9 protein-coding genes are annotated in these 20,480 nt (G+C 75.0%); 7 read left to right on the top strand and 2 right to left on the bottom strand.

What is annotated here, in order from left to right; translation table 11 throughout:
• Positions 1-6 precede the first annotated feature (6 nt).
• From RV983_RS06210 to RV983_RS06180, 7 genes are all read left to right on the top strand, one after another.
• The gene (locus RV983_RS06210; protein WP_475984765.1) at positions 7-861 is read left to right on the top strand and encodes a DUF4132 domain-containing protein; all 855 of its coding nucleotides are present in this window, start codon (positions 7-9) and stop codon (positions 859-861) included.
• Positions 858-5,855: a hypothetical protein gene (locus tag RV983_RS06205; protein WP_475984764.1), complete on the top strand. Its 4,998-nt coding sequence runs from the start codon at positions 858-860 to the stop codon at positions 5,853-5,855. Before RV983_RS06210 ends, RV983_RS06205 begins: the two co-directional genes overlap by 4 nt.
• Positions 5,852-7,036, top strand: coding sequence for an ATP-binding protein (locus tag RV983_RS06200; protein WP_475984763.1), 1,185 nt, complete (start codon positions 5,852-5,854; stop codon positions 7,034-7,036). The genes RV983_RS06205 and RV983_RS06200 overlap by 4 nt, the downstream gene beginning before the upstream one ends.
• 5 nt (positions 7,037-7,041) lie before the next feature.
• On the top strand, positions 7,042-10,587 hold the full coding sequence (locus RV983_RS06195) for a DUF5682 family protein (RefSeq protein ID WP_475984762.1): 3,546 nt from the start codon (positions 7,042-7,044) through the stop codon (positions 10,585-10,587).
• Positions 10,584-12,362: a hypothetical protein gene (locus RV983_RS06190; RefSeq protein WP_475984761.1), complete on the top strand. Its 1,779-nt coding sequence runs from the start codon at positions 10,584-10,586 to the stop codon at positions 12,360-12,362. Before RV983_RS06195 ends, RV983_RS06190 begins: the two co-directional genes overlap by 4 nt.
• A gap of 70 nt (positions 12,363-12,432) precedes the next feature.
• Positions 12,433-12,720 carry a hypothetical protein gene (locus tag RV983_RS06185; RefSeq protein ID WP_475984760.1) on the top strand — a complete coding sequence of 96 codons (288 nt, stop codon included), beginning with the start codon at positions 12,433-12,435 and terminating at the stop codon, positions 12,718-12,720.
• A gap of 619 nt (positions 12,721-13,339) precedes the next feature.
• A complete protein-coding gene (locus tag RV983_RS06180) occupies positions 13,340-16,777 on the top strand; it encodes a GH92 family glycosyl hydrolase (RefSeq protein WP_475984759.1) in 3,438 nt (1,145 codons plus the stop codon).
• Between the two features lie 24 nt (positions 16,778-16,801).
• On the opposite strand, the gene RV983_RS06175 is transcribed toward RV983_RS06180, so the two are convergent.
• Entirely contained in the window at positions 16,802-17,707 is a 906-nt protein-coding gene (locus RV983_RS06175) for an ABC transporter permease (RefSeq protein ID WP_475990234.1), read from the bottom strand.
• Positions 17,708-17,715: 8 nt separating this feature from the next.
• Complete coding sequence (locus RV983_RS06170; RefSeq protein WP_475984758.1) at positions 17,716-20,391, bottom strand: alpha/beta fold hydrolase; 2,676 nt, start codon at positions 20,389-20,391, stop codon at positions 17,716-17,718.
• Positions 20,392-20,480: the final 89 nt, after the last annotated feature.

The following is a 20,480-nucleotide window of genomic DNA, read 5'->3' as shown; positions in this document are numbered from 1 at the left end:
CACACGATGGGGTGGGTGACGGCGGGCGACTACGAGGTCTCCCTCGACGACGGAAAGGTCGTGTGCCGCAATGCGGCCGGCCGCCGGCTGAAGTCCGTGCCGGGCAAACTGGCCGACGACCCGGCGGTGGTGGGGCTGCGTCAGCTCACCGAGTGGCTGGAGCGGCACGAACGGCATTGCCTGGCCGACGTCGAGCGGTGGATGGTGCGCTCGCTGCCGGTGCCGATCGCCGTCGTCGGGGCGGTGTGGCCGGACCCGGCGTGGCAGGCGGCCCTGCGGGACGTCGTCGTGACCGGCGCCGACGGACAGGTCGCCGGCTTCCTGCGGGACGCGGGGGCGGAGCGCGGGCTCGGCCTGGTGGACCTGGACGGCGACACCGTGCGCATCGCCCCCGAACTGGTGCGCATCCCGCACCCCGTCCTGTTGGACGACCTCGAGGATCTGCGCGAGTTCGCGGTCGAACTGGGCGTGGAGCAGGGGGCGCAGCAGCTCTTCCGCGAGGTCTGGCACCGCCCCGCGGACCTCGACCCCGAGGGCACCGTGGTCCAGGACTACGCGGGCGGCACGTTCAAGGAGCTGCGCTTCCTGCACGGCCGTGCCACCTCGCTCGGCTACCGCGTACGCGGAGGGCACGCCGTCTGCCCCGTCCTCGAGGACGGCCGGCCCGTCGAGGCCCGCATCTGGATCGGCGACTACGACGGCTGGAGCGAGACCGAGACCGGGCCCCTTTCCTGGACCGACGGTACGGGACGGGCCCTGAGACTCGGTCAGGTCGGCGCCGTCGCCTGGTCGGAAGGCATGCGCATGGCGGCCGCCCTGTACGCGGGCCGCGACATCGAGGACGAGGAGCAGGCGGCATGAGCGCCCACGACCGGAACACCGTCACCGCGCTGCTGGACGCCGGCGCGATCCTGCCCCCTGGCACCACCGCCGGCGAGGACGCCGACACCCTCACCGTGCGTGGCTACACGCACCCCGTGCTCGAGGGTCGCCGCGTCGTCCGCCTCGTCCCGGGCACCCTCGGCGAGGCGGAGGACCTGGCGCTGGACTTCCTCGGCCTGACCCGCGAGCCGGAGACGCCCGAGGTCGGCCAGGTGCGCCGGGAGACGCTCGGATTCCCCGCCTGGGCCCTGGTCAACGACCCGGCCAACGGACACCACGCGCTCGCCCTGGTCAAGGACATCGAGCGGCTCGCGCGGATGGCCAAGTCCCGCGCCGGCGCGGCCAAGGACGGCTTCGAGGTCCTGGCGGAACGCCTCGGCCGCGCCGTGCCGCACTTCCTGCCCACCTTCCACGAGCAGGCCGCCCGCGTCTTCCTCCAGCACGAGAACACCACCTACGCCGCCGCCTTCTTCGGCAAGGCCCGTGCGGCCGAGCGGGTCCACGGCCTCGCCGTCGACGAGGACCGTCAGCGCGCGGTGTTCCTGGAGTTCGCCTTCGCGGGCGCCCTCACCGTCAAAGCGCTCAAGGAGCACGTCAAGGACCTCGCCCGGCGTCTCGATCCGGCTGAGGCCTGGCGGCAGTTCCGGCAGCTCACCGTGGAGCGCTGCGCCGCCGGGATGCCTCCGTACGCCTCGCTGCCGCAGGACGCCCGCGGGCTGGTCAAGGCCGCCGGACTCGACCGGGTCACCGAGGAGTGCGCCCTCGTCGCCGACCTGCTGGCCTCGCCCGCCGTCGTGCGTGCGCCCGGCTCCTTCTGGACCGCCTTCCGGCCCACCCTCGTCGTGCTCGCCGAGCGGCAACCGTCCGTGCGGGCCAGGCTGCTGGAGATCATGCCGACCGGACTCGGCAGCGACCCCGAGCACGACGAGTTCTGGCTCGCGCTGCTCGCCGGGACCGGAGCCGACACCCTGCTGACCGGGGAGGCGGGGGAGGCGGGCGAGTCCGCCGCGGACGTCGACGCGGCGGACTGGCTGACCCGCTGGGCGACGCACCGCAAGCACGGCTCGCCCAGCTCCGAACGCTCCGCGTCCACGCTCGCCCTCGTCGCCCGGATGGCACCCAGGCTGCGCGCCGACGGACGTCCCGTCGACCTCTTCGCGGCCCGCTGGCGCGCCGGTGCCGAACTCGACCTGCTCGACCTGTGCGTGGCGGAGGGCGTCCCGCTCGCCGTCCCCGAGGACGCGGCGAGCGTCCACCTGCCGCTCGCCCCGTGGCTGCTCGACCGCGGGACCGGACGGCGTGACCTCGTGGCCACCGGCGCCGATCCGCGCCTGCGGCGCCTGCTGCACCATGCGATCGGCCAACTCGGCGACAACCGCACGCAGACGGAGGCACTGGAGGCCCTGGCCTCGCACCCGGTGCTCAGCACCGTCCTGCACGACTGGCTGGACGAGGCGGCGGAGCAGTTCACCGGGGCCTGCGGCCTGCCCGCCTCCCGGACCGCGCTCAGCCGCATGCGGCCTTTCCGGTCCGTCGCGACGCGCGTCAACCCCGGCGCCGTCGCCCGCGTCGCGGGTCACGACATCGCGCCGCTGCTCGGGCGCACCCTGCGTGAGGGCATCCTCGACGAACTGGGCTGGCCTGCGCTGGAGGAGGCCATGGAACTCCTCGACGCGGCTGCCGCCAAGTCGGCCGGGGAGCACTCGCTCCGGATCTCCGAGGCCTGGCCCGCCCTCATCCTCGCCCGCAAGCACAAGGTCGTGGTCGTCGGTCCCGAGAAGGTGCTCCTCGAACACGACCTGCGCATCCCCGTCCAACTCGACCGCTGGCACCAGCCGTCCTTCCGCTACACCGACGGTGAACTCCTCGTGATGTGGCGGGAGGGCGACCAACAGCGCGGGTACTGGTCCGCCCGGCCCGCGGACGTCCTCACCCTCGGCGGGGAGACCGTTCCCACGTGGTGGGACGCGCATGTCGGCGCGGCCTCGATCCCCCTGCCCGGCGGCGGCCGCGCCACCGGCGGCCGCACTCTGCACGCCGGTGACACGGTGCTGCCCTCCGCCCGGCCCGTCCTCGGCGACGGCACCTCCTTCTGGCGCCAGGGCAAGCAGGGCCGCGAGCAGGTCTGGATGGAGTACGACCCGGTCACCGGCACCCACAGCCGCGCCTCCCTGCCCGCCTTCCTGCGCTCCGGTATCCGCGAGGGCGCCCGGCTCCGGCAGGAGGACTGCGAGGTCCTGCCGCTGCAACCCGGCCTGGAGGGAACACCCTTCGGCACCGACGGCACGGTCCTCGGCCGCTGGATCCGCGTCGAGGGTGAAGGGACCGAGGCGCGCTGCACCGCCGGCACGCCCGACGGCCGCACCGTCGGTTTCCCCGTGCGGAAGAGGGAGAGCTGGTCCCGGACCATGCCGCTCGGCGCGCTGCGGCTCCCCGGCGGCGCCGAGCCGATCGTGGCGCTCACCCACCAGACAATCTCGCTTCACACGGCAGGCGACGCGACCGGCACCGACGAACTCGCCACCCTGTCGGTCTGCGGGAGCGGTGGGGAGTTCGCCGCCGGCACCCGGCTCGTCCCGCCGCTCGCCTTCTGGCACGCCCTGCGCCCGCGTGACGAGAAGGGCTCGGACGTGCTGCGCGCCTTCACCGACGCGCAGGCCGCCGACGTGCTGAAGACCACCGCGAGCGCCCTGGCCGAACGGCGGGCGGAGGCGGCCCGCACCAAGAAGTACACCGGTCCCTCCACGACCGCCGTGGCGCACGCTTCCGTGGCGCGGGCCCTGCCGGCCCTCACCGAGGAGCGGCTCCTCACGGGCGTGACCGCACTCGTGCAGAGCGTCCTGCGCCACCTGGAGGGGGTGATCGGCTTCGTCACCCCGCCGGAGCAGCGGACGCCGCAGTCGCGCAGCCGTACCGAGGGCATGTTCGCCGACCACAGTCCCGAGCACGGCGACGACCAGACCCTGCGCGGCGCCGTCGCCGGCATCGCCGACCAGGCCTACTCCTGGTGGTCCGGCGACACGCAGTGGACCACGCTCCGGCAGATCCGCTCCGTCAACCACGTACTGTCCGGCAAGCCCGCCGAGGGCAAACCGCTCCCCGGCCGGGACAGGATCGGCGTGCTCGGCGGCGGATGGCTCAGCGACGAGTACACCGTTCCCGGCATGGGCCTGGCATGGCCCGCCGTCCTCGGCGCGCTGCGCCCGCTGGCCGTCCGCGCGGCGTCGCCCGCCGTCCCCGCGAAGGAGCGCGAGGCGCTGCGCCTGCTCTTCGACGCGATCGCCGAGGGACGACTGGCGGCGCCCGGCGGCGGGCTCCGCGAGGTCGTCCTCGGTGAGAAGCACGACAAGCAGCAGCGGGCGGGGCAGGTCCTGCGCCGCGGTGACCGCACCGTGGTGATTCTGGCCTGCAAGAACGTCGACGGACAGCGCCGGCACGTCCGATGGGTCGCCCTCGACCACGACCCCTCCGGAGCGTTCGGCGCCGTCGCCCACTTCACCCTGGAGGAGGAGACCGGCCGCGCCCCGGACCTCCCCGCCGGGCGGCTGGGCGAGCTGACCCGGCTCCTGGGGGACAAGGGCGCGGCGCCCTGGCGGGAGGACGGCCCGGAGGCGCTCGTCGCGGCGACCGGCGGCGGCCTCGGCCCCGTGCAGGCGACGTTGCTGCTCGCCGGCCTGCCCAAGGACCCGGACACCGCGGCACTGGACGCCGTCGGACTGAAGCCGCGGCAGAAGGACTTCGGCGAGGCCCTGCTGGCGTCCCTCGGCCAGGGCGACAGGGCGGCCCTGGCCGGCGCCCTGCTGCCGGAGGACCCGGCCGGACTGTGGACCACCGGGCCCGATGTCGCGGCGGCCGGCCGCGTCTGGACGGAACGGCTCGGCGGCTTGGTCCGGCTGCCGGAGGAGGTCGCCGGTGAACTCACCGGCGTTCCCGCCTCGGAGGCCGAGGCCGTCCTCAACCCCGGGCGGACCCCGTGGCTCAGCCGTACCACGGCGCAACGGCCCGGCAGGGACGGCGAGCTCGTCCCCGAGGACCCCTCCGCACTGCCCGGACGGCACGACATCACGCAGTCCGTCGCCGCGCTCGCGGGGCTCGCCTACGGCCTGCCGTACGGGCATCCGCTGCGCGCCGCGCTCCCCGGCGGACTGACCGCCCTGCGCCGCAGGCTCGCCGACCCCGGCCTGCTCCTCGACGTCGACATCGAGTGGACGGAGAAGGGCAGCCCCACCGCCGTCCAGCTCCGCAAGGCATACGGACTGCCCGCCACCGGTGGCGCGGACGCCCAGGGCCTGACCCACGCCGGCCAGGCCCTGGTGCTGCGCCCCTGGTACGGCGACACCGAGACCGTGCTCGTCCGCCCGGCCGGGCTGACCGGCCCCGACGACTCCGTCTTCGGCCTCGTCGAGGGCCTGGTCGGTCCGCACCGCGACGGCGGCCTGCGCGGCCTGGGTGCCGTCCTCGGTGACGGACTTCAGCGGGCGCTCGCCGCGGGCACCGGCCCGGACGACCCGGCCGGCCATGCCCAGGACCCCACCCTCACCGTGCCGGACCTCGTCGCCGAGGTCGCCGCCGCCCACGGCCTCGGCGAGGACGCCGCCGCGCTGTACCTGCAACTGCTCGCCCTGCCCGACCCCACGGACCGCAACTGCGCCCGCTGGACGGGCTGGAAGCCCACCCGCATGAAGAAGGCCCGCACCGGACTCGCCGCGAGCGGCCTGGTCGTCGAGGCCCGCCGCCCGCGCGCGGGGCGCACCCTCTTCCTGCCCTGCGGCTGGCGCGACCTCAAGGCACCCGCCCTCCCGGTGGAGACCTGGAAGGAAGGCCTCTACCCGGTCCGCGACCACTCCCGGACTGTCCCCCTGCTCCCGGTGCCCGAACTGTTCACCGCCGCCTGGGACCGTGTCCGCGACGGCGACGCCCCCGCCTTCGAAGAACTCACCACCCGCGCCACCCGGAAGGGCCGCCGCCGATGACCACCACCGCACCTCTCGCCGCTCCCGCCGCACCCGCTCAGCGGCAGATCACCCCGCCCGAGGACCGGTACGCCACCGAACTCGCCTTCCTCGCGGCCCACGACACCGGCCCCCGGCCGCCCTCCTGGCGGCTCACCCCGCGTGCCGTCGTCACCTTCGTCATGGGCAGCGACGGACAGCCGCTGAAGCTGCCGGAGGACACCGGGGCCCCCGGGGACGTCCCGCGCCGCCTCGTCGTGGAGGGCAAGTTCGTCGGCGACCGCGCCCTGGTCGAACGGTGCGTCGTGACCCTCGCCGGGGAACGGGGCCTGCTACTCGTCGGCGAGCCCGGCACCGCGAAGTCGATGCTCTCCGAGCTGCTGTCCGCCGCCGTCTGCGGCACCAGCGGCCTGGTCGTCCAGGGCACCGCCGGCACGACGGAGGACCAGCTCAAGTACGGCTGGAACTACGCGCTGCTGCTCGCCCAGGGACCCAGCCGGCAGGCGCTCGTGCCCTCGCCCGTCCTCACGGCCATGTCGCGCGGTGCCGTCGCCCGGGTCGAGGAGGTCACGCGCTGCCTGCCCGAGGTGCAGGACTCCCTGGTCTCCCTGCTCTCGGAACGGCGCATCTCCATCCCCGAACTCGCGGGCGGCGAGGACGGCCTGGCGCACGCGGCACCCGGCTTCACCCTCATCGCCACCGCCAACCTCCGTGACAAGGGCGTCTCCGAGATGTCCGCCGCCCTCAAACGCCGCTTCAACTTCGAGACTGTCGGCCCCATCGGCGACCTCGACGCCGAGACCGCGCTCGTGCGCAGCCAGTCCCGCGCGGCGGTCGAACGCGCGGGGGCGCCCTACCAGGTCGACGACGCCGTTCTGGAAGCCCTGGTCACCGCCTTCCGCGACCTGCGCGAGGGCCGCTCCGCGGAGGGCTGGGAAGTGGAGCGCCCCTCCACGGTCATGAGCACCGCCGAGGCCGTCTCGGTGGCGGGCGCGCTCGCTCTCGCGGGCGCGTACTTCCCGGGCGACCGTGATGTGCTCGGGCTGCTGCCCGGGCATCTGCTCGGCGTCGTGCGCAAGGACGACCCGGCCGACGCGGCACGGCTGCTCGGCTACTGGGACGGCCCCGTCCGACGCCGCGCCGAGCAGGGCTCCCCGACCTGGCGCACCCTGTGGGAACTGCGCACCGTGCTGGAGGGCTGACCGCCGTGTCCCGCACCCCCGACGCGGCTCTCGCCGCACTCACGGACGCGGCGGCGCCGTACCTCATCGGCGTACGCCACCACGCGCCGTCGCTCGCGGCCGCCCTGCCCGCCCTGCTGGACGACGCCAAGCCGGACGTCCTGCTCGTCGAACTCCCCGACGAGATGCAGGAATGGCTGCCCTGGCTCGCCCACGAGGCGACCCGGGCGCCCGTCGCCCTCGCCGCCGCCCCCGGCGACGGAGCGGGCGGCGGCCCGGCCTTCTACCCCTTCGCCGACTTCTCGCCCGAACTGGCCGCCGTGCGCTGGGCGGCCCGGCACGGCGTCCCGGCCGTCGCCTGCGACCTGCCGCTGGCCGATCGCGCGTGGGCCGCGGGCAGGCAGGCGCCCCGAGTGGCGGGGGAGCCGGGGCCCGGCCTCCACGCGGTCCTGCGCGACCGCGTCACCGGACGCCCCGGGGACGACCTGTGGGACCGCCTCGTCGAAGCCACCGCCCCCGGGTCGCCGCCCGAGGCCCTGCGCCGCGCCGCTCTGCTGACGGGATGGGCCCTGCGCGAGGACGCGGCCGCCTCCGGCGGTGTCCCCGCACTCGACCTGCGGCGCGAGGCGTGGATGCGGTCCCGCATCGACGACGCCACGGCCGACGGGGCCCGCGCGGCCGTGGTCGTCGGCGCGTTCCACGCCCCGGCGCTGCTGCCGGGGGCGGCGCCCGGGGGCGCGTCCGCGGCGAGCGAGGACGCCGGGAGCAGGGGGCGCGAGGACGCCCGCCCCTGGACGACCTCCCTCATCCCGTACACCTATGCGCTGCTGGACGAGCGCTCCGGCTACCCCGCGGGCATCAGGGACCCGGAGTGGCAGCACCTCGTCCTCGACGCGGCGGGCGACCCCGGCGCGCTCGAGGCGGTGCTGATCCGCACCGCCGTCCGCGTGTGCGCCGAACTGCGGGCCCAGGGACATCCGTCGGGCCCGGCCGACGCCCGGGAGATCGGCCGGCTCGCCGGCGACCTCGCCCGGCTGCGAGGACTGCCGGCCGCCGGGCGGGGCGAACTCGTCGAGGCCGTGCAGACCGTGCTCGCGCAGGGCGAGCCGTACGGGCGGGGCCGGGCGGTCGCGCGGGCCATGGAACACGTCCTGGTGGGCACCCGGAGCGGACGGCCCGCCCCCGGCGCCCCGCGCAGCGGCCTCGCCCCGGCGGTGGAGGCCGAGGCCGCCGCACTCGGGCTGCCCGGACCGGAACAGGGGGCGGCGGCGACCGACTCCCGCGACCTCCGGCTCGACCCGCTGCGCTCCGACCTCGACCGCCGGCGCGAACTGCTCCTGCGCCGCCTGGCGGTGTGCGGCGTGCCGTACGCCGAGCCGAGGGACGTCGGCGGCGTCGGGGGCGCCGATGCCCTCACCACCCGCTGGCAGGTGCGCTGGACCCCCGCGACCGCCGCGATGCTCACGGCTGCCGGCACCCGCGGGGTCACCGCCGCCCAGGCCGCCGAGGGCGTGCTCCGCGAGCGCCGCAGGTCGGAGACCGACGGCGGCGGCTCCACGGCGGCCCAGACGCTGCGCGGGCTCGCCGAGGCCGCCGAGTGCGGGCTGTCCGCACTCACCGACGAACGTCTCGCCGAGGCAGCGGACGTACTGCCCGGCTCCGGCTCCCTGCCCGAACTCCTCGGCGGCCTCGCGCTGCTGGACCGCGTACGTGCCGGGCACATCGCCGGCCTCGGTCCCGACGAGGACCGCACGACCCGCGCGGAGGCCGTCGCCGACCTGCTGACGGCGGCCGCCGTGCGCCAGGTCGACGGACTCACCGGTTCCGAGGATCCCGCCGACGCCCACGCACTGCTCGAACTCGCCCACCGTGCCGACCGGTTCGGCGGGATCCGGCTCACCGACGCACTGGCACGCCTCGCGGCCGACGGATCACCCCTGATGCGCGGTGCCGCCGGTGCCGTCCGTGTCCTCCTGGGCCACGAGCCCGCGCGTGAGCTCGGCGCCCGGGTCGCCTCCTGGCTTGACGGGGCGACCGATCCGCCCTCGCGCGCCGCCCTGCACGCCCGCCTCACCGGTCTGCTCACCGCGGCCGGGCCGCTCCTCGAAGCCGCCGCCCCGGCGCTCGAACCGCTGCTCGACCGTGTCGCCTGCCTCTCCGACCGCGCCTTCCTCGACCGGCTCCCCGCCCTCCGAGGCGGCTTCGACACCCTGAGCCCCGCCGCCCGGGACCGCCTGCTCACGGCGGTCGAGGAACGCCTCGACGTCAGCGGCGTCGCCGACACCGCCGGAATCGACCCCCTGGCCCTCGCCGCGTGGACCCGCGCCGACCTCACCGCCAGGAGCGCTCTGCACCGTCTCGGCCTGCTGCTCCCGGACCACGGATCCGCGCCGGAGGGGGAGCGCGACGCGGCACCGGGCGAACTCGACTCCCCGCCCCGCACGGCGGACGGCCGCCCGCCCGGCCGCACCATCGGCGCCGCGGACCGCTGGCGGCTCGTGCTCGGCCGCCGGGCGGAGCGACTGCCGCGCGACGCTGCGGCCTTGGCCACCGCGCTGGACGAGCTGTACGGCCGTGGCCGCGGCGAGGGCAGCCGCGGCGACATGGCGGGCGGCAGCGGCGGGGGCCGGGAGGCGGCGTACCCCGGAGTGCGCGAGTGGTCGGAGGAACTGGCCGCGCTGTTCGGGCCCGGCATCCGCGAGGAAGTCCTCGCCGCGGCCGCCGCGTCGGGTCGCAAGGACGCCCTCACGGAACTCGACCCGGACAGCGTGCGCCCCTCGGTGGACCTGCTGCGCACGGTGCTCGCGCACGCCGGAGGCCTGCCCGAGGCACGGCTGGCGGCCCTCCGGCCCCTTGTCCGCCGCCTCGTCGAAGCCCTGACCCGTCAGCTCGCCACCCGCCTGCGCCCCGCCCTGCACGGCACGGTCGTCCCCCGCCCCAGCCGGCGGCCCGGTGGCGGCCTCGATCTTGCGCGCACCCTGCGGGCGAACCTCGCGACCGCCCGCCGCACCCCGGACGGCACCGTCCAGGTCGTCCCCGAGCGCCCGGTGTTCCGCACCCGGGCGCAACGCGCCGCCGACTGGCGGCTGATCCTCGTCACGGACGTCTCCGGCTCGATGGAGGCGTCCACCATCTGGGCGGCACTGACGGCCTCCGTGCTGGCCGGGGTGCGGACCCTGTCCACACACTTCCTGGCGTTCTCCACCGAGGTCATCGACCTCACCGACCACGTCACCGACCCCCTGTCGCTGCTCTTGGAGGTCAGCGTCGGCGGCGGCACCCACATCGCGGCCGGACTGCGCCATGCGCGCGAGCTGGTGACCGTTCCGTCGCGCACGCTCGTCGTGGTCGTCAGCGACTTCGAGGAGGGCTACCCGGTCGGTGGACTCCTCGCCGAAGTCCGCGCGCTCGTCGGCGCCGGCTGCCATGTCCTGGGCTGCGCGAGCCTCGACGACGCGGGACGCCCCCGCTACTCCACCGGCGTGGCCGGACAGCTCGTCGCCGCGGGCATGCCCGTGGCCGCCCTCAGCCCCCTGGAACTCGCCCGCTGGGTGGGGGAGAAGATCTCATGAACCCGAATCTGCCCCCGGTCGCGCCCGTCGTCACCGCCGAACTCGTCGCGGCGCTCTCGCCCCGGCTGCGCAAGCGTCTCGACGCGGGCGCAGCCAAGCTGGCGGACCGCCCGGTCGTCCGCGACGGCGACACCGTGCGCGTCGCGATCGACGACGACACCGACCTCGAACTGCACGCCCCCGGCGGCACAGTGACGAGCGCCGGGGCGATCCGCTGCGGATGCCTGCTCGCCCCGGACTGCCTCCACCGCGCCGCCGCCGCCTCGGCCGCGCCGGTCGCCGAACCCGGCGCCGACGACACGGAGCCGGCGGGCGCCACCGCGGCCGGTGACACCGCGCCGCCGGAGGCGCCGGACACCGCCGGCCCGGAGCAGTGCGCCGCCGCCGACGCGGTGCGCGGCGCGGCCGCCGCCGTCCTGGAGGCGGGCATCGACGGCGCCGGCGCCGTGCCCCAGGCGGAACTGCTGCGGGCGGCGCACACGGCCAGGATCGCCGGGCTGCCCCGGATCGCCGCGGCCGCGGTCTCCGTCGTCACCCGGCTGCGTGCCGCCCGCTCCGGCGACCCGGCGCACCGCCTGGCCGAACTCGTCGAGGCACTGCGCGAACTGCTCGGCCCCGCGCACCGAGTGCCGTACGCCACGGGCTCCGAGCTGGCCGCCGTGCGCGGCACCGCACGGCAGCCCTATACCCCGGACGGCTCGCTGCGGCTGTACGGCCTGTTCTCCGAACCCGTGCTCACGGCGAGCGGTCACGCGGGCGCCGTCACGTGGACCGCCGACGCCGACGGCCGCCTGTACACCGTCTCCGACGTCCTCCCGGGCGGCCCAGGAAGGGCCACCGGCGCCGCCGACCGAAGCGTCCGCATCGGCGACACGGCCCTGACGCACCGCGAGTTGTCCCGCGCGGGGCTCGCCGTGTCCGGCGCCACCGTCTCGCCGGCCGGCCGGCTCGGCGCGGGTGCGGCGGTACGGGCGGTACGGGCCTCCGGCGCGGCCTGGACGGGCGAGCCGCTGGACCGCCTGTGGTCCGTACCCGTCGCCGACCAGGCCGCCCGCGCCCTGGCCACGGGCGACGGCCTGCTCTTCCTGGACGTCACCCTCACCGGCACCGTGCGCGAGACCGGCGGGGACTGCCTGCTCGCCGACTGCGACGGCCTGACGCTCCGTCTGGCCGCGGCCCACGACCACCCGGCGCTTCCGTACCGGGACAACCTGCGGCTCCTCGCCGCCGCCCCCGGCCTCCGCCTGCGCGTCGTCGCCCGTCTCGACCCGGCGCCGCACGCCCGCGCCCGGCTTCTCGCCCTGAGCCATCCCACCGACCCGGCGGCCCGGCTCGACGCGGGACTCGACCGCCTCCAACGGGCCGACCTGTCCTCGTCGTCCGTCCCGCCCGCGGCGACCGTCACCGCTTCCGCCTCCGCCTCGGAGGACGCGCCCCTGCATCTGCTGCACCGCCGCGTCCAGCAGGCCGTGTCCGGCGGCCGCCGCGTCGTCGCCCTTCCGTCCACCGTCCCCGCCGACACCCAGCGCCTGCGCCGCGCCGGCCTCTCCACCGGAGCCGACCTGCTCACCGTCCTCCACGCCCGCGCGGCCACCCGCGACCGCGACGCCTTCGGCCGTCTCCTGCCCACGGACCCCGCCCACTTCGCCCATGCCTGGCTCGCCGCCGCCACCTACACCGCCGAAGTCGACCGCGCCCTCTGCGCCGCCGCCTGGGGCATGGACCTCCCGGGAGCGTCCTTGCCGGTCACGGGCCGGAGCCCGGTCGGCGCGTGATCGGTGTCGGTCCGTCCCGGCGACGGACCATCGCCTTGCCGCGACGGCGCGGACCGGCGAGGCTGGACCGATGCCAGGGCAGCGGAAGATAAAGCGTCAGCGGCAGGAAGAGATGCGGCAGGACGCGGCTCGGTTCACCCCTGAGCTGGGCCGCTGGGAAGTGCTCTTCGAGACCCAGGACGTGCCGGACTGGCTTGCGTACTGCCGCCGTCTCCGTGCGTCCGACACGGTGATCGATGGGAGCGCGGTGCGGATGGACATGGTCTGCGGTCCCCGGGGACAGCCGGCCCTCCACCGGCTGAGCCTCTTCGTGCCGCACCCCGTTCCGGAACCACGCGAGCGCCCCTCCGGCAGCTGACCTATATCGCCACGCGCCGGACGGACCACCCGGGTCGGGCCCACGGAAAGCCACGCCCGTGCGCGGCCCCGCCGTCCAGCCGGCGTGGGCGCGGGTCGGGCCCGTGGCGTCGCTCGGCGGGGTCGGCTGCGGAATCGACCTCCTGATCCCGCTGCGTCACCCCCGGGCCGTCCGACGGCAGTTCACCTCCCGCCCGGCACCGGCCCGCGGATTCCGGCCGTCTTCTCCGTCACTCGTGCCCGCGACGATCCCCGTCACCGGCGAAGGCGGAGCAGGCAGTTCCGTCATCCTCGCCGGGCGCCACTGCGGCCGGCCGGCGGACTTCGGGCGATCGGCCGGGAGCGCCACCTGCCGTACGACCCGCTCTCGTGCCTGCCCCATGCCTGCCCCGGGCCCGCGCGCAGCGCCCTCCGCGTGAGCGTGGCCCCGTTTGGCGCGATCCGTTCGCCCGCACGTGTGGTTCACGTGAGCATCGGGGGCCCGGTGTTGACAGGTATTCAGGTGAGGCGTTTCACTCATGCCCGCTGGCAACGTTGTCAGGAGCCGGACAACGTTGTCGTGCGGTAGTGCGACCCACGCTCAGTCATCCGTGAAGACGATCCGGTTGTGGAGGCACGTGATGGCAAGACCCTGGCGCGACCTGTTGACTCGCAGGCCCCATCTCCCCCCTCTCCCGCGCGTACGGAGCCTGCGCGTTCCGCTGGCGGCGGTCGCCGTCCTGAGCCTCGCGGCCGGGCCGTTGCAGGCAGCCGCGGCCGCGGCGCCGGCAGTCGACGTCCCCTGGGTCGACGACCCGGCGTCGTTGGTCAATCCGATCATCGGAACATCGGGCGCCGTGGACACCTTCCCCGGCCCTGACATGCCTTTCGGCATGCTCCAGTGGGGGCCCGACACCACCCCCAACCGCCCCTCCGGGGGCGGTTACGAGTACGACGACAAGAAGATCTCGGGCTACAGCCTCACGCACATCTCGGGCCCCGGCTGCCCTGCCGCCGGTGATGTGCCCGTGCTTCCCTTCGCCGGATCCCTCGCCGGCGACCTGAGCGCCACCTCGACCGGGTTCAGCCATGCCAACGAGCTGTCGGAGGCGGGCTACTACCGGCTGACCGACGACGCGGGCATCACCACGGAGCTGGCCGGCACCACCCGCGCCGGGCTCGCCACCTTCACCTTCCCGGGCAGCGCCGACTCGCACCTGCTGCTCAAACTCAGCGGCGGCGCCACGCAGATCGACAACACCCGCGCCCAGGTGGTCAACGACCACGAGGTGCAGGGCGCGGTGACCAGCGGCCACTTCTGCGGCGCCGACAACACCTACACGCTGCACTTCCGCATGACCTTCGACCGGCCGTTCACCGACAGCGGCACGTGGGTGGGCGGCGCGGTCAACCCCCAGGCGAAGTCCCTGCGCCTCGGCGCCCCGGAGCAGCCGCTCGCACCCCCGGCGACGCGCGGCCCGCAGAAGGAGCGGCACTTCACCGTGCCGGGCCGCCCCGGCCCCCGCGCCGGCCACGGCCCCGGTGGCGATTCCGCGAACGATTCCGCGAAGGCTTCCGTCAACGGTGCCGCCCAGGGCTCCGCATCCGGCGCCGCCCCGAGTTCCGGCACCCGCGCGAAGCCGCCCGTCACCGGCGCCAACGGCATGTACCTGACCTTCGACACCACCACGCAGAAGGCCGTGAAGGCCAAGGTCGCCATCTCGTACACCAGCGACGCCAACGCCGCCGAGAACCTGACCTCCGAGATCCCGGGCTGGAACTTCGCGGGCGTCCGGCAGGCCAACCACAACGCGTGGAACAAGGTGCTGGGCCGGCTGCGGATCGGCGGCGGCAGCCACGATCAGCAGGTGCAGTTCTACACCGCGCTGTACCACTCCCTCCTGCACCCCAACGTCTTCTCGGACGTCAACGGCGAGTACGCCGGCATGGACGGCGAGGTGCACACCGTCCGCAAGGGCCACGTCCAGTACGCCAACTACTCCGGCTGGGACACCTACCGCTCCCAGACGCAGCTGATGGCCGTCGTCGCGCCCGACGTCACCAGCGATGTCGTCAGCTCCATGGTCAACGGCTTCGACCAGACCGGCCTGTTCCCCAAGTGGGCGCAGAACAACGGCGAGAGCTACGTCATGGTCGGCGACCCGGCCGCCGGGATCGTCGCGGGCGCGTACGCCTTCGGGGCCCGCGACTTCGACGCCCCCGGCGCGCTGGACTCCCTCGTCCACCAGGCCACCCACCCCAACAACGACCGTCCGGGCCAGGCGGTCCGCGACGCGAAGGGCTATCTGCCCATCGACGGCACGAACTGGGGCTGCTGCAACTTCTACGGCCCGGTGTCGACGCAGCTGGAGTACGACAGCGCCGACTACGCCATCGCCGCGCTCGCCAAGTCACTCGGCCAGGACGGCGTGCACCGCACCTTCGCCACCCGTGCCCAGGACTGGCAGAACGTCTTCAACGTGCGCACCGGCTACGTCCAGGCCCGCACCACCTCCGGCGCCTTCGCCACCGGCTTCGCCCCGGGCACCTCCAACGGCTTCGTCGAGGGCACCTCGGCGCAATACACCCCGATGATCCCGTTCAACCTCAAGGCGCTGATCGCCGCCCGCGGCGGTGCGGACGCCTACGACGCCTACCTCGACAGCCTCCTGTCGGACATCGCCCACCCTGGCGGCACCAACGCTGACCTCAGCAACGAGCCGAGCGTGGAGATCCCCTGGGAGTACGCCTACCTCGGCCGGCCGTGGAAGACACAAGCGGCCGTCCGCGAGGCCCAGCAGAAGCTGTACTTCAACGCTCCGGTCGGGCAGTTCGGCAATGACGACCTGGGCGCCATGAGCTCCTGGTACGTGTGGTCCGAGCTGGGCATGTACCCGCAGACGCCGGGCACCGACACCCTGGTGCTGGGCAGCCCGGTCTTCCCCAAGGCCCAGATCCGCCTCGGCGGCGGCAGGACGGTGAAGATCAACGCTCCGCAGGCCGCCACGGACGCGCCGTATGTGCAGTCGCTGCGTGTCGACGGCACGGCGCACAACGCCGCGTGGCTGTCGTTCGCCGACCTCAGCGACGGGGCGACCCTGGACTTCACCCTCGGTACCACCCCCAACACCGCCTGGGCGTCCGCGCCTTCGGCGGCCCCGCCGTCGGACGCCACCGGCCAGCGCACCGTGCTGGCGGGCTCCGGTCCGTCCGGCGCGGGACTGGTGCTCGCCCCCGGCGGCAGCGGCACCGGCACGCTCGACCTGGCCAACATCGGTGCCGAGGACGAGGTCGTGCGCTGGACCGCACAGGTCCCGTCCGGGGTCTCGCTGGACGCCGGCTCGGGCTCGCTCACCCTGGGCGCCGGTGCGAAGGAGGCCCACCCGGTGACGGTGACCGGCGGCAGCACGGTGGGCACGTACGACATCGTCTTCTCGCTGAGCACGGCGTCGGGCACCGATCTCGGCACCACGGTGCTGCACGTGGCCGTCGCGAAACCGGGCGACCTGTGGCCGTACTACACCAATGAGGGCGTCCACCCCGACGGCAGCCAGTACAACGGCGGCTTCGACGGCGGAGGCTGGGCGTACTCCAAGGAGGCGCTGGCCGCGACGGGTGTCGAGGGCGGCAGCACGGTGACCGCCGACGGCATCACCTACACCTGGCCCGGCACCACGGCCGGACAGCCGGACAACATCGAGGCCTCGGGGCAGACCGTCCCGCTGACCGCGCCCGCCGGGACGACCTCCGTCGGCCTCCTGGGTTCGGCGACCAACGCCTCGTCCGCCGGCGCGACCGGTACCTTCACCGTCACCTACGCCGACGGCACCACGGCGCAGATCCGCTCCGGCTTCTCCGACTGGACGCTGGGCGGCGGCGGGGGCAAGCCCATCCCGGGCAACACCACGGCCGTCACGACGGCCTACCGCAACACCGGGAGCGGCAAGCAGGACAAGGTGGCCACCTATGTGTTCGCCGTGAAGCTGCCCGTGGACGCCGCCAAGCGCGTCACGAGCATCACCTTGCCGGCGACCGCCGACGGCACGGCGCACGTGTTCGCCTTCGGGTACGGGAGCTGACGCCGCGGCCGGAAGGCTCAAGGCTCAGGACACGACGTCCTTGCCCCGGAACCCGCGGTAGGCCAGGGCGAAGAAGACCACCGCGAACGACACCGAGACCGATGTTCCCTTGATCATCCCGGCCCACTCCAGCCGGGGCTGGAGCGCGTCGAACCACGCGTACTGCCAGTGTGTCGGCAGGACGTTGCGCAGCGAGCCCAGGGCCGTGATGGCGTCCAGGATGTTCGACAGGATCGCGACCCCGACGGCCCCGCCGACCGCCCCCAGCGGGGCGTCGGTGACCGTCGACAGCCAGAAGGCGAAGCCCGCGACGGCCAGTTGGCAGGCGAAGACGTACAGCGCCGCGATCGCCAGCCGTCCGGCCGCCGTGCCGGGCGGCAGCGAGCCGGCCGAGGTGAGTTCCATGTCGTGCCAGCCGTAGGCGAGGGTGCCCACACCCAGCGACACCGCCGGCAGCGCGAGCACCGCGACGGCGCTGAAGACCAGCGAGACCAGCAGCTTGCTGGTGAGCAGCCGGGCCCGCGGCACGGGCGCCGCCAGCAGGTAGCGCAGCGAGGACCAGCTCGCCTCGGAGGCGATGGTGTCCCCGAAGAAGAGCGCGACCGGGATCGTCACCAGGAAGCCGGACGAGACGAAGAGCACCGCCAGGGCGAAGTTGACCCCGGAGGCCGTGGCGACGTCGATCATCGTCGGCACCGAGTCCCGGCCGCTGGGCGTGCCGCCGATGGCGAACGCGGCCCACACGACGACGGGCAGGCCCAGGACGACGGCGAGTGCGACGAGCGTGCGCCGGCGCAGGAGCTGCCGCACCGCCTCCACGCGGAAGGGCAGGGTGCGGGCCGGGCGGTACCCCGGCGCGACCTCCGCCGTGCTCGCCGTGCCCTCTGCGCCCGCCGTGCTGGCGGTGTCCACGGTGGCCGTGGTGTGCATGGGGTCGGTCATGCGGACTCTCCGATCAGGGTCAGGAACGCGTCCTCCAGGCGGCGGTGCGGCCCGACGCGCTCCACCGGCACGTCCAGCCGCAGCAGTTCGGTCAGCAGCTCCGGCACGGTCACCGTGCCGGGCCGCACCAGCAGCCCTTCCCCGACGGATTCGGCCGCCGCGATCCCCGGCAGCGCGGCCAGCTTCGCGGCGACGGCCTCGCGCGCGTCGTCCGGCATCCCGGTCGCGCCGACGAGCAGCGCCTCGCCCCCGCCGGAGATCTCGCCGACCGGGCCGGCCGCGATCAGCCGTCCCTTGTCCATCACGACGAGGTGCGTGCAGCTCTGCTCGACCTCCGACAGCAGGTGGCTGGAGACGATGACGGTGCGTCCGGCGGCCGCGTAGCGCCGCACGACGTCACGCATCTCGCGGATCTGCGGCGGGTCCAGGCCGTTGGTCGGCTCGTCGAGGATCAGCAGGTCGGGCAGGCCCAGCATGGCCTGCGCGATGGCCAGCCGCTGCCGCATGCCCTGCGAGTACGTCCGCACGGCGCGCTCCAGGGCCTCGCCGAGACCGGCGATCTCCAGCGCCTCGTCCACATGGGCGTCGGCGGCGGGGCGGCCCGTGGCGCGCCAGTACAGCTCCAGGTTGGCCCGCCCTGTCAGGTGCGGCAGGAAGCCCGCGCCCTCCACGAACGCGCCGACCCGGGACAGGACGGGCGCGCCGGGCCGGATCGCCTGCCCGAAGACCCTGATCCCGCCGGCGTCGGGCCTGATCAGGCCCATCATCATCCGCATCGTCGTGGTCTTGCCCGCGCCGTTGGGGCCGAGCAGCCCGAGCACCTGGCCGCGCTCCACGCGGAACGACAGTTCGCGTACCGCGTAGCGGTCGGCCGCGCCCTTGTACCGCTTGGAGAGTCCTGAGATCTCCAACGGCACGTCGGCGAGCGCGGGTTCGGGGGCCCGCCGTACGGTGCCCGCCCTCCGCCGCCCGGTCAGCAGCAGGGCCGCGGCCAGTGCGAGCGCCGCCAGGGGCAGTATCCACACCCATGCGGGCAGCCCGCCCTGGTCGGTGGTCAGAGCCGGGTCGACGGGCACGGTCAGCGCGGCGCCCGCAGGCAGTGACACGCGGTACGTGGCGGGCCGGACCGGGGAGGAGTAGCCGAGGTCGGTGCTGGACAGCACCAGCCGCAGCCGGTGCCCCGCGGCGAACTCGTGGTCCACGGCGGGCAGCGTGACCGGCACGGTGCCCTTCCCGTCCGCGCGCAGCGGCGCGACGAGCTGGTGCGGCAGTGACTCCGAGCCGCCCGGACCCACGTCGTACAGCTTGGCGAAGAGCACCGCGCCGTCCGGGGCGGCGGTGGTGACGTCCACCGGCACGCTCGCGGCGCCCGTCAGCCGCAGCGGGGAGCGCAGCGGGGCGGAGTCGAACGCGGCGCGCTGACCGGGGAAGTCCAGCGACAGGGACAGTCCCTGGCCGAGGTCGGAGAGCTGCGACAGCGCGCCGACGCCGGGCACCGCCGAGATGGCGGGCGGATTCCCGCCGGCCGGGTTGGCCACGGACTGGGCGGCGCCGGTCAGGGCGACCCGGCTCGTCCGCGTGCCGCCGAGCCCGGGGTAGGCGGGCGCGCCGGCGCCGCGCTTGATCGCCCGGCCGTCGGTGGTGTCGACGCCGCCGGCGCGGGTGACGCGGAAGGCGGGACCGGTGCCCACGCCCTTGTCCTTCTTCAGATAGCGGTCGAACCAGTCCGTGATCCTGCCCTGGACCCGGTCGGTCTCCTGGTCGCCGCCGTCGTGTCCGCCGGAGAACCAGTCGACGGCGACCGGCGCGCCGCCCGCCTCGACGGCGCGGGCGATGGCGTCGCCCTGGTCGAGCGGGAAGAGCGAGTCGTTCTGGCCCTGGACGACCAGGGTGGGCACCTTGATCCGCCCGGCGACCGACGAGGGGCTGGAGCGCTCCAGCAGCTGCCGGGTCGCGGCGTCCTCCCGCCCCGACACCGCCGAGCGGTCGTACATCGCGCACAGTTGCGCGGTGAAGCCGCAGGTGGCCCCGTCCGCGCCCGTGGAGAAGAAGATCCCCGCCCACAGCTTCTTGAACACGCCGTTGGGGAACAGGGCGTCGGACAGGTTCCACCACGTGATGGCGGGCGCGATGGCGTCGACCCGCCGGTCGTGGCCGGCGGCGAGCAGCGAGATGGCGCCGCCGTACGAGGCGCCGGTGACACCGACGCGCGGGTCGTCGGGACCGTCGCGCAGCACCTCGGGCCGCTTGCCCAGCCAGTCGATCAGCCGCGAGACGTCGGCGACCTCGGCGTCGGGGGCGTTGAGGCCGATCCGGCCGCCGGACCGCCCGAAGCCGCGCGCCGACCAGGTCAGCACCGCGTAGCCGTGCCGGGCCAGGTCCTCGGCCTGCGGCCGGACGTCGGCCTTGCTGCCGCCGAAGCCGTGCGCGAGCAGCACGGCGGGGCGCGGCGTGCCGTCCCCTGAGGTGAAGTACGACGCGTCGATCCGCACCGTCCGGGCGCTGCCGGGGGATTCCGGGACGGAGAACACCCGGTCCTGGCGGTGGACGGCCGCCGGGCCGCCTGCCGCGGCCAGGGTCACCGCCCCGCCGCCGGCCAGCAGGGCGAGCGCGGCCACTCCGGCGGCGAGACGCCGCCGGGTACGCAGGGGCCTGGGCAGGGCCAATCGCATACGGTGATCCTCGGGTGGGAAGGGGGGCACGTGCGCCGGCGGAGTTCCGGTGCCTCCCACTATGCATTCCGGTGATCACTCGCGACGTC

Source organism: Streptomyces sp. RLA123 (assembly GCF_056270165.1).
This window is presented reverse-complemented; position numbering and strand designations above follow the sequence as displayed.